Source organism: Pseudomonas putida (genome assembly GCF_028682395.1).
Taxonomy (GTDB): Bacteria; Pseudomonadota; Gammaproteobacteria; order Pseudomonadales; family Pseudomonadaceae; genus Aquipseudomonas; species Aquipseudomonas putida_AB.
In genome coordinates this window covers 992,393-1,005,172 of the sequence record NZ_JANHLC010000001.1, presented here as the reverse complement: position 1 = coordinate 1,005,172, position 12,780 = coordinate 992,393, and the positions used below count along the sequence as shown (strand labels likewise).

The following is a 12,780-nucleotide window of genomic DNA, read 5'->3' as shown; positions in this document are numbered from 1 at the left end:
GCGGCGTCGCTCTAATTTCGGCAAAGGTCCGTCCGTTGCACCACAGAATGTAAAAGTAGGAGCTTCACCCATGTTCACTACGCCTCGCTTGATAATTGTCGCTACCGCTGTTGCCCTGTTGGCCGGCTGCGCCTCGCCTAATCCCTATGACAATCAGGGCCAGGCGGATCAGTCCTCGGGGATGAGCAAAACCGCCAAGTACGGCGGCCTTGGCGCCCTGGCCGGCGCATTGGCGGGCGCTGCCATCGATCACAACAACCGTGGCAAGGGCGCGCTGATCGGCGCCGCCGTTGTGGGCGCATCCGCCGCCGGTTACGGCTACTACGCCGACAAGCAGGAAGCCAAGCTGCGCGCGAGCATGGCCAATACCGGGGTCGAAGTGCAGCGCCAGGGCGATCAGATCAAGCTGATCATGCCGGGCAATATCACCTTCGCCACGGACTCGGCAGCGATTGCCAGCAGCTTCTACCAGCCGCTGAACAACCTGGCTAACTCGTTGCGCGAGTTCAACCAGAACGCCATCGAGATTGTCGGCTATACCGACAGCACCGGCAGCCGTCAGCACAATATGGACCTGTCCTATCAGCGCGCGCAGAGCGTGGCGACCTACCTGACATCCCAGGGTGTCAGCCCGGCCAACCTGAGTGCACGCGGTGCCGGCCCGGATAATCCGATTGCCAGCAACGCCGACGTCAATGGTCGTGCGCAGAACCGTCGGGTAGAGGTCAATCTCAAGCCGATCCCTGGCCAGCAGTATCAGCAGTACCAGCAATAAGCCCTGAACGCTGGGCGTGAAAAAGCCCGCTCGATCCAGGATCGAGCGGGCTTTTTAGTGAGCGCCGACTGGGCTCTCAGGACTTCTTCAAGCCATAATGCTCATCGAGCATGCCGGGGGCGTTGGGCGCCTTGGGCGCGTAGTCACGTGGCGGCTCCTGGTCGCCCCGTGGCGGGGTCAGGCGCTCGCGTGGCGCTTGGGCGGCGTCGGCGTGCAGGGCAGCCAGCAGGCGTTGGCGAGTCTGCTCGTCGAGCGCCAGGCGGTTGGCGCCTTCGGCCAGGTGCTCCTGGACCTCCTGATAGCTCTGGGTGAGTTTCTGCACCAGGTTGGCGGTGCTGTTGAAGTGGGTAACCACCTCGTTCTGATAACTGTCAAAACGTTCCTGGATATCGTCCAGTTGCCGCTGCGTGCTGCTGGGGGCGGCGTTGGGCAGCAGACGAGCGACCAGGAATCCAATAGCGACACCAGCAACCAGGGCAAGAGTCGGCAACAACCAAACTAAGAGCGAGTGTTCCACGAGTCCTTCCTCTATAAACGGCTTTGCTTTACGTTAACGGCTCGGACCTGCGCTGTATACCGCGATCTAAGCTCGCAATCATGATCAGGCACAGATTTTTAGCTAGACGAGTCGACCCCTTGAGAGGTCACGGAGTTCCTTCCTTGCTTATGCGTGAAACCCCTGTTGTCATCGATGGCCCTGTCGGCCAACTGGAAGCCTTGTACCTGGATAACGCCGAACCGCGGGGCCTGGCGCTGATCTGCCATCCCAACCCGGTGCAGGGCGGCACCATGCTCAATAAAGTCGTCTCGACCCTGCAACGCACCGCGCGTGATGCCGGGCTGGTGACCTTGCGCTTCAACTATCGCGGTGTGGGCGCCAGTGCCGGCACGCACGATATGGGCACGGGCGAAGTCGACGATGCGCAGGCGGCCGCGGCCTGGCTACGTGCGCGCTACCCGGACCTGCCGATGACACTGCTGGGATTCTCCTTTGGTGGTTTTGTCGCCGCCAGCCTGGGTGGGCGTCTGGAAGCCCAGGGTGACAAACTGGCGCGCTTGTTTATGGTCGCCCCTGCCGTCATGCGCTTGCGTGACCAGGACGCCCTGCCTGCCCAGTGTCCATTGACGGTGATCCAGCCGGAAACCGACGAAGTCGTCGAGCCCCAGGCCGTCTATGACTGGTCCGCCGCGCTCACCCGTCCACATGAGCTGCTGAAAGTGGCAGAATGCGGGCACTTTTTTCATGGCAAGCTGACCGATCTCAAGGATCTGGTCCTGCCGCGCCTCTCGAATTGACTGCAGTCAGACAAGCGATTACCCATGACCACTCGTACCCGTATCCTCACAGGCATCACGACCACTGGCACGCCGCACCTGGGCAACTACGCCGGCGCCATTCGTCCGGCAATTCGCGCCAGCCGCGACAGCAATGCCGACTCCTTTTACTTCCTGGCCGACTACCACGCCCTGATCAAGTGCGATGACCCGCAGCGCATCCAGCGCTCGCGCCTGGAAATCGCCGCGACCTGGTTGGCCGGTGGCCTGGATGTGGATCGGGTGACCTTTTATCGCCAGTCGGATATCCCCGAGATCCCCGAGCTGACCTGGTTGCTGACCTGTGTCGCGGCCAAGGGGTTGCTCAATCGCGCCCACGCCTACAAGGCTTCGGTGGACAAGAATGTCGAGACCGGTGAAGACCCGGACGCCGGGATCACCATGGGCCTGTACAGCTATCCGGTGCTGATGGCTGCGGATATCCTGATGTTCAACGCGAACAAGGTCCCGGTGGGTCGTGACCAGATCCAGCACGTTGAAATGGCCCGTGATATCGGCCAGCGTTTCAACCACCTGTTCGGGCATGGCAAGGAATTCTTCGTGATGCCTGAAGCGCTGATCGAAGAGAGCGTGGCCACGCTGCCAGGCCTTGATGGGCGCAAGATGTCCAAAAGCTACGACAACACCATTCCGTTGTTCAGCAGCGCCAAGGACTTGAAAGAGGCGATTTCGCGGATCGTCACTGACTCGCGTGCCCCTGGCGAAGCCAAGGACCCGGATAACGCCCACCTGTTCACTCTGTACCAGGCATTTGCCACGGCTGAGCAGGCTGCCGAATTCCGTGCCGACCTGCTCCAGGGGATCGGTTGGGGCGAAGCCAAGCAGCGCTTGTTCCAACTGCTCGACAGTGATCTGAGCGAGGCCCGCGAGCGCTACCATCAACTGCTGGAGCGGCCGGCGGACCTGGAGGACATCCTCCTGGCCGGTGCGCAGAAAGCGCGTAACGTCGCCACCCCGTTCCTCAACGAGCTGCGCGAAGCCGTGGGTCTGCGTTCTTTCGTCAACCAGAGCCAGGGCGTTGCGGCGACCAAGAAGAAAGTCGCCAAGGCTGCGCGCTTTGTCAGCTTTCGCGAAGACGACGGCAGCTTCCGTTTCCGCCTGCTGGCAGCCGATGGCGAGCAACTGCTGCTCTCGCGCAACTTTGCCGATGGCAAGGCGGCTGGCGCGGTGACCAAGCAGTTGCAGGCGGGCGAACCGCTGGATGTGCGCAGCGCCGAGCTGAGCTTTAGCGTCTGGTTGCAGGACCAGTGTGTGGCCGACAGCCCGGCATTCGCCGATGTGGCTGCACGCGATGCCGCGATCACGGCATTGCGCGTCGCACTGGCGCCACAGGACGACTAATCATCGTTCTGCGACCAAGGTTAATTGCCATTCTGCGGGGCCGTCGCTACAGTGACGGCCCGTTTTTGTTGCCTTGCTAACGAATTATGACGCCCCTAGAACGATATCAAGCTGATCTGAAGCGCCCCGACTTCTTCCATGATGCTGCGCAGGAAACTGCCGTGCGTCATTTGCAGCGCCTGTACGACGATCTGGTCATGGCCTCGCAGAACAAGCCGGGGATGTTCGGCAAACTGTTTGGCAAGAAGGACCAGGCGCCGGTCAAGGGCCTGTATTTCTGGGGCGGGGTGGGTCGCGGCAAGACCTACCTGGTCGATACCTTCTTCGAAGCGCTGCCGTTCAAGCAGAAGGTGCGTACGCACTTCCACCGCTTTATGAAGCGCGTGCACGAAGAAATGAAGACCCTGCCCGGCGAGAAAAACCCGCTGACGATTATCGCCAAGCGGTTTTCCGACGAGGCACGGGTGATCTGCTTCGATGAGTTCTTCGTTTCCGATATCACCGACGCCATGATCCTCGGCACGCTGATGGAAGAGCTGTTCAAGAATGGCGTGACCCTGGTCGCGACCTCGAACATCGTTCCCGACGGTCTGTACAAGGATGGCCTGCAACGTGCGCGTTTCCTGCCCGCCATTGCGCTGATCAAGCAGAACACCGATATCGTCAATGTCGACAGCGGCGTCGACTACCGTCTGCGCCATCTGGAGCAGGCGGAACTGTTCCATTACCCGCTGGATGAAGCGGCTCACGAAAGCCTGCGAAAAAGCTTCCGTGCACTGACACCGGAATGCACCCAGGCGGTGGAAAATGATGTGTTGATCATCGAAAACCGCGAAATTCGTGCATTGCGTACCTGCGACGACGTGGCCTGGTTCGATTTCCGTGAACTGTGCGACGGTCCGCGTAGCCAGAACGACTACATCGAGTTGGGCAAGATCTTTCACGCTGTCCTGCTCAGTGGTGTCGAGCAGATGGGCGTGACCACCGACGATATCGCCCGGCGCTTTATCAACATGGTCGATGAATTCTACGATCGCAACGTCAAGCTGATCATTTCCGCCGAGGTCGAGCTGAAGGACCTCTATACCGGTGGTCGGCTGAATTTCGAGTTCCAGCGGACCCTCAGCCGCCTGTTGGAAATGCAGTCCCACGAATTCCTGTCGCGGGCCCACAAGCCTTAGTCCTTCCATCGCGAGCGACCTGTCGGCCGCTCGCGATTGCCCTTCTCACGCCGCCTGCTGGAACTGCTGCCGATACTGGTTCGGCGACAGCTCGGTGTGCTGCCTGAACAGCCGCGCAAAGAAACTCGCATCGTCATAGCCCACCTCGTAACTGATGGTCTTGATGCTCTTGCGGCTGCCTGACAACAGGCCCTTGGCTGTTTCGATCCGCAGGCGCTGCAGGTAGTGCAGCGGTTTGTCGCCGGTCGCGGTCTGGAAGCGCCGCATGAAATTGCGAATGCTCATGCCATGCTCGCGGGCAACGTCCTCGAAGCGGAATTTATCGGCGAAATGGTCCTCGAGCCATTGCTGGATCTGCAGGATGATCATGTCCTGGTGCAGCTTCTGGCCGCCAAAGCCGATGCGTCCGGGCGCATAGTTGCGCTGCACTTCGTAAAGGATGTCCCGGGCCACAGCCTGGGCCACATTGGCGCCGCAGAAACGCTCGATCAGGTAGATATAAAGGTCGCAGGCCGAGGTGGTGCCGCCGGCGCAGTAGAGGTTGTCGGCGTCGGTCAGGTGCTTGTCCTGGTTGAGCTGCACCTTGGGGAAGCGTTCGCTGAAGGCGCTGAAGAAACGCCAGTAGGTGGTCGCCTCCTTGCCGTCGAGCAGGCCGGCTTCGGCCAGCCAGAACACGCCAGTGGCTTCGCCGCACAGCACCGCGCCGCGGGCATGCTGGGCTTGTAGCCAGGGCATGACCTGGGGGTAGCGTTGGCACAGCGATTGGAAGTCGTCCCAGAAGGCGGGAAGAATGATCACGTCGGTGTCTTCGAGCCCGCCGTCAACCGGGAGGATCACCTTGCTGAAACTGGCGACGGGCTGGCCGTCCGGACTGACGAGGCGTGTTTCGAACGCCGGGGTCAGGCCCTGGCCGAGTTGCTTGCCGTAGCGCAGGCTGGCCAGGTAGAAAAAGTCCTTGGCCTGCATCAGGGTCGAGGCGAATACCTGATCGATGGCCAGGATGCTGACGCGCCGCAAAGGCGTGGTGCGATGGTTCGGCATGGTTTACTTATTCTTATAGGGGAAAGTGGTCATCAAGCGGCTGGATCGTCTTATTTTTTGGCGGATGTGTCCAGTGGTCCGCTGCAGGTCGCTGACATAGGCTCTTGAGGCCAATTCCGGCCTCAGTGTCTTTTACAGGTGAGCGCATGATTCCCAGAACCTTGTTCAGCTCCGAGCACGAACTCTTTCGCGACAGTGTTCGCCGGTTTCTTGAACAGGAGGCGGTGCCTTTCCATGGGCAATGGGAAAAACAGGGCTATATCGACCGCCAGTTGTGGAACAAGGCGGGGGAGGCGGGGATGCTTTGCTCCCATTTGCCCGAGGCCTATGGTGGGATGGCGGCGGATTTTCTCTACAGCACGGTGGTGATCGAGGAGATTGGGCGCCTGGGATTGACCGGTATCGGCTTCTCCCTGCACTCGGACATCGTTGCTCCCTACATCCTGCATTACGGCAGCGAGGCGTTGAAACTCAAGTACCTGCCGCGCCTGGTCAGCGGCGAGATGGTCACGGCAATTGCCATGACCGAGCCGGGCGCCGGCTCCGACCTGCAGGGCGTCAAGACCACGGCGGTGCTGGAGGGTGACGAGTACGTGCTCAATGGCTCGAAGACCTTTATCACCAACGGCTTTCTGGCCGACCTGGTGATCGTTGTGGCCAAGACCGACCCCAAGGCCGGCGCCAAGGGCACCAGCCTGTTTCTGGTGGAAGCCAATACCCCGGGCTTCGCCAAGGGCAAGCGCCTGGAGAAGGTTGGGATGAAGGCCCAGGACACCTCCGAGTTGTTCTTCCAAGATGTGCGCGTGCCCAAGGAAAACCTGTTGGGACAGGCCGGTATGGGCTTCGCCTATCTGATGCAGGAACTGCCCCAGGAGCGTCTGACGGTGGCGATTGGTGGTCTGGCCTCGGCCGAGGCGGCTTTGCAATGGACGCTGGACTACACCCGTGATCGCAAGGCGTTTGGCAAATCGATCGCCGAGTTCCAGAACACCCGTTTCAAACTGGCGGAAATGGCCACCGAGATCCAGATCGGTCGGGTGTTTGTCGACCGCTGCCTGGAACTGCACCTGCAAGGCCAGCTCGATGTGCCGACCGCGGCCATGGCCAAGTATTGGGGCACCGACCTGCAGTGCAAGGTGCTCGACGAGTGCGTGCAACTGCATGGCGGCTACGGGTTCATGTGGGAGTATCCGGTCGCCCGGGCGTGGGCCGATGCGCGGGTGCAGCGCATCTATGCCGGGACGAACGAAATCATGAAGGAAATCATCGCCCGCTCGCTCTAGTGCGAGATCGGCCCGTTACGCGGGTGCTTTGCGGGCCGAGTATTGACGGGGCGCGTTACGGCGCGGGGTTTGGGTGGTCTTTGTGGATGGCTTCGATGCCGGCTAGCAGATCATCCGACAGTTTCAGCTCGAAGCTGGCCAGATTGCTGTCCAGTTGTTCGAGGCTGGTGGCGCCGATGATATTGCTGGTCACGAAAGGCTGCTGGGTCACGAAGGCTAGCGCCATTTGTGCCGGGTCCAGGCCGTGCGCGCGAGCGAGGGCGACGTAGCGGCTGCACGCGGCTTCCGACTGCGGGTTGAAGTAGCGTGTAAAGCGGCTGTAGAGGCTCAAACGGCCCTTGGCCGGACGCGCGCCTCCTTCGTATTTGCCCGAAAGCATGCCGAATGCCAGGGGCGAATAGGCGAGGAGGCCACATTGCTCGCGCAGGGCGATTTCTGCCAGGCCGACTTCAAAGCTGCGATTGAGCAGGTTGTAGGGGTTCTGGATTGAGACGGCCCGCGGCCAGCCGCGGCTTTCGGCCAGGGCCAGGAATTTCATGGTGCCCCAAGGCGTTTCGTTGGACAGGCCGATATGGCGGATCTTGCCGGCCTTGACCTGTTCGTCGAGGGCTTCGAGGGTTTCTTCCAGCGGGGTGAAGTCTTCGTCGGCCTGGTGCTTGTAGCCCAGTTGGCCGAAGAAGTTGGTGCTGCGCTCGGGCCAGTGCAGTTGGTAAAGGTCGATCCAGTCGGTTTGCAGGCGCTTGAGGCTGGCATCCAGGGCTTGGACGATATGCTGGCGGTTATGCTTGAGCTGTTGGTCGCGAATGTAGTCGATGGTGTTGCCGGGGCCGGCGATCTTGCTGGCCAGGATCCAGTCGCTGCGGTCGCCACGGGCCTTGAACCAGTTGCCGATGTAGCGCTCTGTAGTGCCATAGGTCTGGGCTTTGGGCGGCACCGGGTACATCTCGGCGGTGTCGATGAAATTGATGCCAGCGTGCTTGGCCCGTTCGATCTGGGCGAAGGCTTCATCCTGGGTGTTTTGCTCGCCCCAGGTCATGGTGCCCAGGCAGATCGCACTCACATTCAGGTCGGTTCGGCCCAGCTTGCGATAGTCCATCGGGTACTCCTTCGGCAAAACATTGATAAAAGCAGGTTGAAATTTTTTTCGCAATCTGCATAATTCCGCAGCTCTTTCTGCAGTGGAAGTGATGCGCCGCCTGCCGAAGAATCTTGCCGTATACCGGACGCGCCGACCCGAGCCCCCGATAGCGTCTGTATCCGGCTGCCTTTGACCTTGTCAAAGTACGCACTATTCAGTAAGATCCGCCGTCTTATTTATCAGGGCGGCCCCTGAGGCTATAAAGAATGAAAACTTTTACTGCTAAACCAGAAACAGTAAAGCGCGATTGGTTCGTCGTCGACGCTGCTGGTCAGACCCTGGGTCGTCTGGCCACCGAAATCGCGAGCCGTCTGCGTGGCAAGCACAAGCCGGAATACACTCCGCACGTTGACACCGGTGACTACATCGTTGTTATCAACGCTGAGCAAATCCGTGTTACCGGTGCTAAGACCACTGACAAAATGTACTACTCCCACTCCGGTTTCCCGGGCGGCATCAAGTCGATCAGCTTCGATAAGCTGATTGCTAAAGCCCCTGAGCGCGTGATCGAGACCGCGGTTAAAGGCATGCTGCCTAAGAACCCGCTGGGTCGCGACATGTACCGTAAGCTGAAAGTCTATGCGGGCGCTGCTCACCCTCATACTGCTCAGCAGCCCCAAGAACTGAAGATTTAACGGAATAGTTCATTATGTCGGCGACTCAAAATTACGGCACTGGCCGTCGCAAGACTGCAACCGCACGCGTTTTCCTGCGTCCGGGCACTGGCAAGATCTCCATCAACAACCGCACCCTGGAGACGTTCTTCGGTCGCGAAACTGCCCGCATGGTAGTTCGTCAGCCGCTGGAACTGACTGAGAATGTCGAGAAGTTCGACATCTACGTCACCGTCATCGGCGGCGGTGTAAGTGGTCAAGCTGGCGCAATCCGCCACGGCATCACTCGCGCTCTGATGGACTACGACGAATCGCTGCGCGGCGCTCTGCGCAAAGCCGGCTTCGTGACTCGCGATGCTCGTGAAGTTGAACGTAAGAAAGTCGGTCTGCGTAAAGCGCGTAAGCGTCCGCAGTACTCGAAGCGTTAATTCGTTTCTTCGTTCAAAAAAACGCCCAGCTTCCTTACGGAGTTGGGCGTTTTTTATGGGGGGTTATTTTTGGTGTGACAACTTGCCACATCTCCAGACCCCCTATACTGCAAGGCTTGGCGCTGAGCAGGGGTGGTAATTACCTTGTCAGAATAGGGGCTTTTCATTACCATTCTGCAAAATTTTTATAAGTTCAGATTTTTACTTAGTAGATGCCTGATTTAACAGGCCACAAAGCTGATGGGAGAGGACTGAATGAGCAATGACGGCGTGAATGCAGGCCGGCGTCGCTTCCTCGTAGCAGCCACGTCCGTGGTGGGTGCTGCAGGAGCGGTGGGGGCGGCGGTCCCGTTCGTGGGGTCATGGTTCCCCAGTGCCAAGGCGAAGGCCGCAGGTGCACCGGTGAAGGTCAATATCAGCAAGGTCGAGCCGGGTCAGCAATTGATTGCTGAGTGGCGTGGTCAGCCGGTATTCATTGTCCGCCGGACTGAAGAGATTCTGGGGAATCTTAAAAAGATCGAGGGGCAACTGTCCGATCCTACGTCCAAGAACTCCGTACAACCGACTTATGTCGACCCTGAAGTGCGCTCGATCAAGCCAGAGATTCTGATCCTGGTTGGTCTGTGCACGCACCTGGGCTGCTCGCCGACCTTCCGTCCGGAAGTGGCGCCTGTGGATCTGGGCAAGGATTGGGTAGGTGGTTATTTCTGCCCTTGCCATGGTTCCCACTACGATCTGGCGGGCCGGGTTTACAAGTCGCAGCCTGCGCCTTTGAACCTGCCGGTCCCTCCGCATTCCTATGAGTCGGACGAGATCATTGTCGTCGGCGTCGATCAGGAGAAAGCGTGATGAGTAAGTTCATGGATTGGGTTGATGCGCGCTTTCCCGCGACCAAAATGTGGGAAGACCATCTCAGCAAGTACTACGCCCCGAAGAACTTCAACTTCTTCTACTTCTTTGGCTCCCTGGCGCTGCTCGTTCTGGTTAACCAGATCCTGACCGGTGTCTGGCTGACCATGAGCTACAACCCTTCGGCTGAAGAGGCATTCGCTTCGGTCGAATACATCATGCGCGACGTCGAGTATGGCTCGATCCTGCGTCTGCTGCACTCCACGGGCGCCTCGGCGTTCTTTATCGTGGTCTATCTGCACATGTTCCGTGGCTTGCTCTACGGTTCGTACCAGAAGCCGCGTGAGCTGGTGTGGATCTTCGGCATGATGATCTACCTGGCGCTGATGGCCGAGGCCTTCATGGGCTATCTGCTGCCTTGGGGCCAGATGTCCTACTGGGGTGCGCAGGTGATCATCTCGCTGTTCGGTGCGATCCCGGTTATCGGTGACGACCTGACTCAGTGGATTCGTGGTGACTACCTGATCTCCGGCATTACCCTGAACCGCTTCTTCGCCCTGCACGTGGTCGCTCTGCCGATCGTGATTCTGGGTCTGGTGGTGCTGCACATCCTGGCGCTGCACGAAGTGGGTTCGAACAACCCGGATGGCGTGGATATCAAGAAGCACAAGGACGAGAACGGCGTACCGCTGGACGGTATCGCGTTCCACCCTTACTACACCGTGAAAGATATCGTCGGCGTGGTGGTGTTCCTGTTTATCTTCTGCTCGATCGTGTTCTTCTTCCCTGAGATGGGTGGCTACTTCCTCGAGAAGCCAAACTTCGAAGTGGCGAACGCGTTCAAGACGCCTGAGCACATTGCCCCGGTCTGGTACTTCACCCCGTTCTACGCCATTTTGCGGGCTGTCCCTGACAAGCTCCTGGGTGTAATCGCCATGGGTGCTGCGATTGCCGTGCTGTTCGTCCTGCCTTGGCTCGACCGTAGCCCGGTCAAGTCCATGCGCTACAAGGGCTGGATGAGCAAGGTCTGGCTCTGGGTGTTCTGCATTTCCTTCGTGATCCTTGGTGTACTCGGTGTTCTGGCGCCAACGCCAGCGCGTACGCTGCTGTCGCAGGTATGTACCTTCCTGTATTTCGCCTACTTCATTCTGATGCCTTTCTACACCAGGCTCGAGAAGACCAAACCGGTTCCGGAAAGGGTGACTGGCTGATGAAAAAGCTATTTGCAGTATTGATGCTCGCTGTATTGCCTTCGTTGTCCTTCGCTGCCGAACACGGTGTGGAGCTCGATCACGTCGATATTGATGTGTCCGATAAAGCTGCAATGCAGGACGGTGCGCGTACCTTTGCCAACTATTGCATGGGTTGCCACAGTGCCAAGTTCCAGCGCTATGAGCGCGTAGCCGACGATCTGGGTATTCCCCATGACCTGATGCTCAAGAACCTGGTGTTCACCGGTGCCAAGATTGGCGACCACATGAATATCGGCATGCAGCCGGCAGACGCCAAAGCCTGGTTCGGTGCTGCGCCACCGGACCTGACGCTGGTCGCTCGTGTTCGTGGTACCGACTGGCTGTACTCGTACCTGCGTGCGTTCTACGAAGATCCGAGCCGTCCTTGGGGTGTGAACAACAAGGTCTTCCCTAACGTTGGTATGCCAAACGTGCTGTCGGGCCTGCAAGGTCGTCAGGTCGTGGGTTGCAAACAGGTACCGATCGTCGAGAACGGCAAGAAGCAGTATGATCCGCTGACGGGCACGCCTCTGACTCATGAAGCCTGCGACCAGCTGACCATCGTGCCGAAAAGCGGCGCGTTGACCGAGGAACAGTTCGACGAGAAGATCAAGAATCTCGTGACCTTCCTGGCTTACTCGGCCAACCCGGTCAAGCTGGAGCATCAGCGTATTGGCACCTATGTATTGCTGTACCTGGCCTTCTTCTTCGTCTTCGCGTATCTGCTTAAGCGCGAGTACTGGAAAGATATCCATTGATACTGCTGTAATAATTGCTGTCTAACGCACGCGCCCTAGGGTGTCTCTGAAGGTGTAACGTTCCTGGCAGAGGGTCGGATGAGTTCTATCCGATGCCTGTCCAGGCGTTACGTGAGGCGCCCTTTGGGCGCGTTCGTTTTTCTGCTTCCGATAATTTCAACAAGCGAGGAGGATCGCCATGGGCGCGACCAATCGGTTGGCCTGCTACTCCGACCCCGCCAACCACTATTCCCACCGAGTGCGGATCGTACTGGCGGAGAAGGGCGTTAGCGCTGAAATCATCAGCGTGGAGGCGGGGCGTCAACCGCCGAAGCTGATCGAGGTAAACCCTTACGGCAGCCTGCCAACGCTGGTCGATCGTGACCTGGCGTTGTGGGAGTCAACGGTGGTGATGGAGTACCTGGATGAGCGTTACCCCCATCCGCCGCTGCTGCCGGTCTATCCGGTGGCGCGTGCCAATAGCCGTCTGCTGATCCATCGGATCCAGCGTGATTGGTGCGGGCTGGTGGACCTGATTCTCGACGCTCGTACCAAAGAGCCTGCTCGGGTCCAGGCGCGCAAGGAACTGCGCGAGAGTCTGACCGGGGTTTCTCCGCTGTTTGCCGATAAGCCGTTCTTCCTGAGTGAAGAGCAGAGCCTGGTCGATTGCTGTCTCTTGCCAATTCTGTGGCGATTGCCGATTCTGGGCATCGAACTGCCGCGGCCGGCCAAGCCGCTGCTTGATTATATGGAGCGCCAGTTTGCGCGTGAGGCTTTCCAGGCGAGTCTGTCTGGTGTCGAACGTGACATGCGCTAAGGCTTAAGG

Annotated in this window: 14 protein-coding genes; 11 read left to right on the top strand and 3 right to left on the bottom strand. The window is 59.1% G+C overall.

The window, feature by feature from the left end:
- Positions 1–70: 70 nt before the first annotated feature.
- The gene (locus tag NPS46_RS04745) at positions 71–775 is read left to right on the top strand and encodes an OmpA family protein (protein WP_274105251.1); all 705 of its coding nucleotides are present in this window, start codon (positions 71–73) and stop codon (positions 773–775) included.
- 76 nt (positions 776–851) lie between these two features.
- On the opposite strand, the gene NPS46_RS04740 is transcribed toward NPS46_RS04745, so the two are convergent.
- Positions 852–1,292 carry a YhcB family protein gene (locus NPS46_RS04740; protein WP_274105250.1) on the bottom strand — a complete coding sequence of 147 codons (441 nt, stop codon included), beginning with the start codon at positions 1,290–1,292 and terminating at the stop codon, positions 852–854.
- Between the two features lie 149 nt (positions 1,293–1,441).
- Here NPS46_RS04740 and NPS46_RS04735 point away from each other — a divergent pair, with 149 nt between their 5' ends.
- The 3 genes from NPS46_RS04735 to zapE all read left to right on the top strand — a co-directional run bounded on the left by NPS46_RS04735 (position 1,442) and on the right by zapE (position 4,632).
- Positions 1,442–2,071 carry an alpha/beta hydrolase gene (locus tag NPS46_RS04735; protein ID WP_274105249.1) on the top strand — a complete coding sequence of 210 codons (630 nt, stop codon included), beginning with the start codon at positions 1,442–1,444 and terminating at the stop codon, positions 2,069–2,071.
- 24 nt (positions 2,072–2,095) lie between these two features.
- Complete coding sequence (locus NPS46_RS04730; protein ID WP_274105248.1) at positions 2,096–3,451, top strand: tryptophan--tRNA ligase; 1,356 nt, start codon at positions 2,096–2,098, stop codon at positions 3,449–3,451.
- Positions 3,452–3,537: 86 nt separating this feature from the next.
- A complete protein-coding gene (gene zapE / locus NPS46_RS04725; protein WP_274105247.1) occupies positions 3,538–4,632 on the top strand; it encodes a cell division protein ZapE in 1,095 nt (364 codons plus the stop codon).
- Between the two features lie 45 nt (positions 4,633–4,677).
- Here the strand turns inward: zapE and NPS46_RS04720 are convergent, their stop codons facing one another.
- Entirely contained in the window at positions 4,678–5,574 is an 897-nt protein-coding gene (locus NPS46_RS04720; RefSeq protein WP_274105394.1) for a GlxA family transcriptional regulator, read from the bottom strand.
- A gap of 245 nt (positions 5,575–5,819) precedes the next feature.
- On the opposite strand from NPS46_RS04720, the gene NPS46_RS04715 reads away from it, so the two are divergent.
- A complete protein-coding gene (locus tag NPS46_RS04715; RefSeq protein WP_274105246.1) occupies positions 5,820–6,956 on the top strand; it encodes an acyl-CoA dehydrogenase family protein in 1,137 nt (378 codons plus the stop codon).
- Between the two features lie 55 nt (positions 6,957–7,011).
- Here the strand turns inward: NPS46_RS04715 and NPS46_RS04710 are convergent, their stop codons facing one another.
- Positions 7,012–8,052, bottom strand: a complete 1,041-nt coding sequence (locus tag NPS46_RS04710; protein ID WP_274105245.1) for an NADP(H)-dependent aldo-keto reductase — start codon at positions 8,050–8,052, stop codon at positions 7,012–7,014.
- A gap of 248 nt (positions 8,053–8,300) precedes the next feature.
- On the opposite strand from NPS46_RS04710, the gene rplM reads away from it, so the two are divergent.
- From rplM to NPS46_RS04680, 6 genes are all read left to right on the top strand, one after another.
- Positions 8,301–8,729, top strand: a complete 429-nt coding sequence (gene rplM / locus NPS46_RS04705) for a 50S ribosomal protein L13 (protein WP_274105244.1) — start codon at positions 8,301–8,303, stop codon at positions 8,727–8,729.
- Between the two features lie 14 nt (positions 8,730–8,743).
- Positions 8,744–9,136 (top strand): 30S ribosomal protein S9, encoded by a 393-nt coding sequence (rpsI, locus tag NPS46_RS04700; protein ID WP_274105243.1) that lies wholly within the window; start codon positions 8,744–8,746, stop codon positions 9,134–9,136.
- Positions 9,137–9,391: 255 nt separating this feature from the next.
- Entirely contained in the window at positions 9,392–9,985 is a 594-nt protein-coding gene (petA, locus tag NPS46_RS04695; RefSeq protein ID WP_274105242.1) for a ubiquinol-cytochrome c reductase iron-sulfur subunit, read from the top strand.
- Positions 9,985–11,196: a cytochrome b gene (locus NPS46_RS04690; protein WP_274105241.1), complete on the top strand. Its 1,212-nt coding sequence runs from the start codon at positions 9,985–9,987 to the stop codon at positions 11,194–11,196. The genes petA and NPS46_RS04690 overlap by 1 nt, the downstream gene beginning before the upstream one ends.
- Complete coding sequence (locus tag NPS46_RS04685) at positions 11,196–11,975, top strand: cytochrome c1 (protein ID WP_274105240.1); 780 nt, start codon at positions 11,196–11,198, stop codon at positions 11,973–11,975. Before NPS46_RS04690 ends, NPS46_RS04685 begins: the two co-directional genes overlap by 1 nt.
- Positions 11,976–12,153: 178 nt before the next feature.
- Positions 12,154–12,771, top strand: coding sequence for a glutathione S-transferase N-terminal domain-containing protein (locus NPS46_RS04680; RefSeq protein ID WP_274105239.1), 618 nt, complete (start codon positions 12,154–12,156; stop codon positions 12,769–12,771).
- The last annotated feature ends 9 nt before the right edge of the window (positions 12,772–12,780 follow it).

Bases quoted from the DNA above. Each gene is read 5' to 3' on its own strand.
- NPS46_RS04745 (WP_274105251.1), top strand. From the start codon at position 71: ATGTTCACTACGCCTCGCTTGATAATTGTCGCTACCGCTGTTGCCCTG.
- NPS46_RS04735 (WP_274105249.1), top strand. From the start codon at position 1,442: ATGCGTGAAACCCCTGTTGTCATCGATGGCCCTGTCGGCCAACTGGAA.
- NPS46_RS04730 (WP_274105248.1), top strand. From the start codon at position 2,096: ATGACCACTCGTACCCGTATCCTCACAGGCATCACGACCACTGGCACG.
- zapE (WP_274105247.1), top strand. From the start codon at position 3,538: ATGACGCCCCTAGAACGATATCAAGCTGATCTGAAGCGCCCCGACTTC.
- NPS46_RS04715 (WP_274105246.1), top strand. From the start codon at position 5,820: ATGATTCCCAGAACCTTGTTCAGCTCCGAGCACGAACTCTTTCGCGAC.
- NPS46_RS04710 (WP_274105245.1), bottom strand. From the start codon at position 8,052: ATGGACTATCGCAAGCTGGGCCGAACCGACCTGAATGTGAGTGCGATC.
- rplM (WP_274105244.1), top strand. From the start codon at position 8,301: ATGAAAACTTTTACTGCTAAACCAGAAACAGTAAAGCGCGATTGGTTC.
- rpsI (WP_274105243.1), top strand. From the start codon at position 8,744: ATGTCGGCGACTCAAAATTACGGCACTGGCCGTCGCAAGACTGCAACC.
- petA (WP_274105242.1), top strand. From the start codon at position 9,392: ATGAGCAATGACGGCGTGAATGCAGGCCGGCGTCGCTTCCTCGTAGCA.
- NPS46_RS04690 (WP_274105241.1), top strand. From the start codon at position 9,985: ATGAGTAAGTTCATGGATTGGGTTGATGCGCGCTTTCCCGCGACCAAA.
- NPS46_RS04685 (WP_274105240.1), top strand. From the start codon at position 11,196: ATGAAAAAGCTATTTGCAGTATTGATGCTCGCTGTATTGCCTTCGTTG.
- NPS46_RS04680 (WP_274105239.1), top strand. From the start codon at position 12,154: ATGGGCGCGACCAATCGGTTGGCCTGCTACTCCGACCCCGCCAACCAC.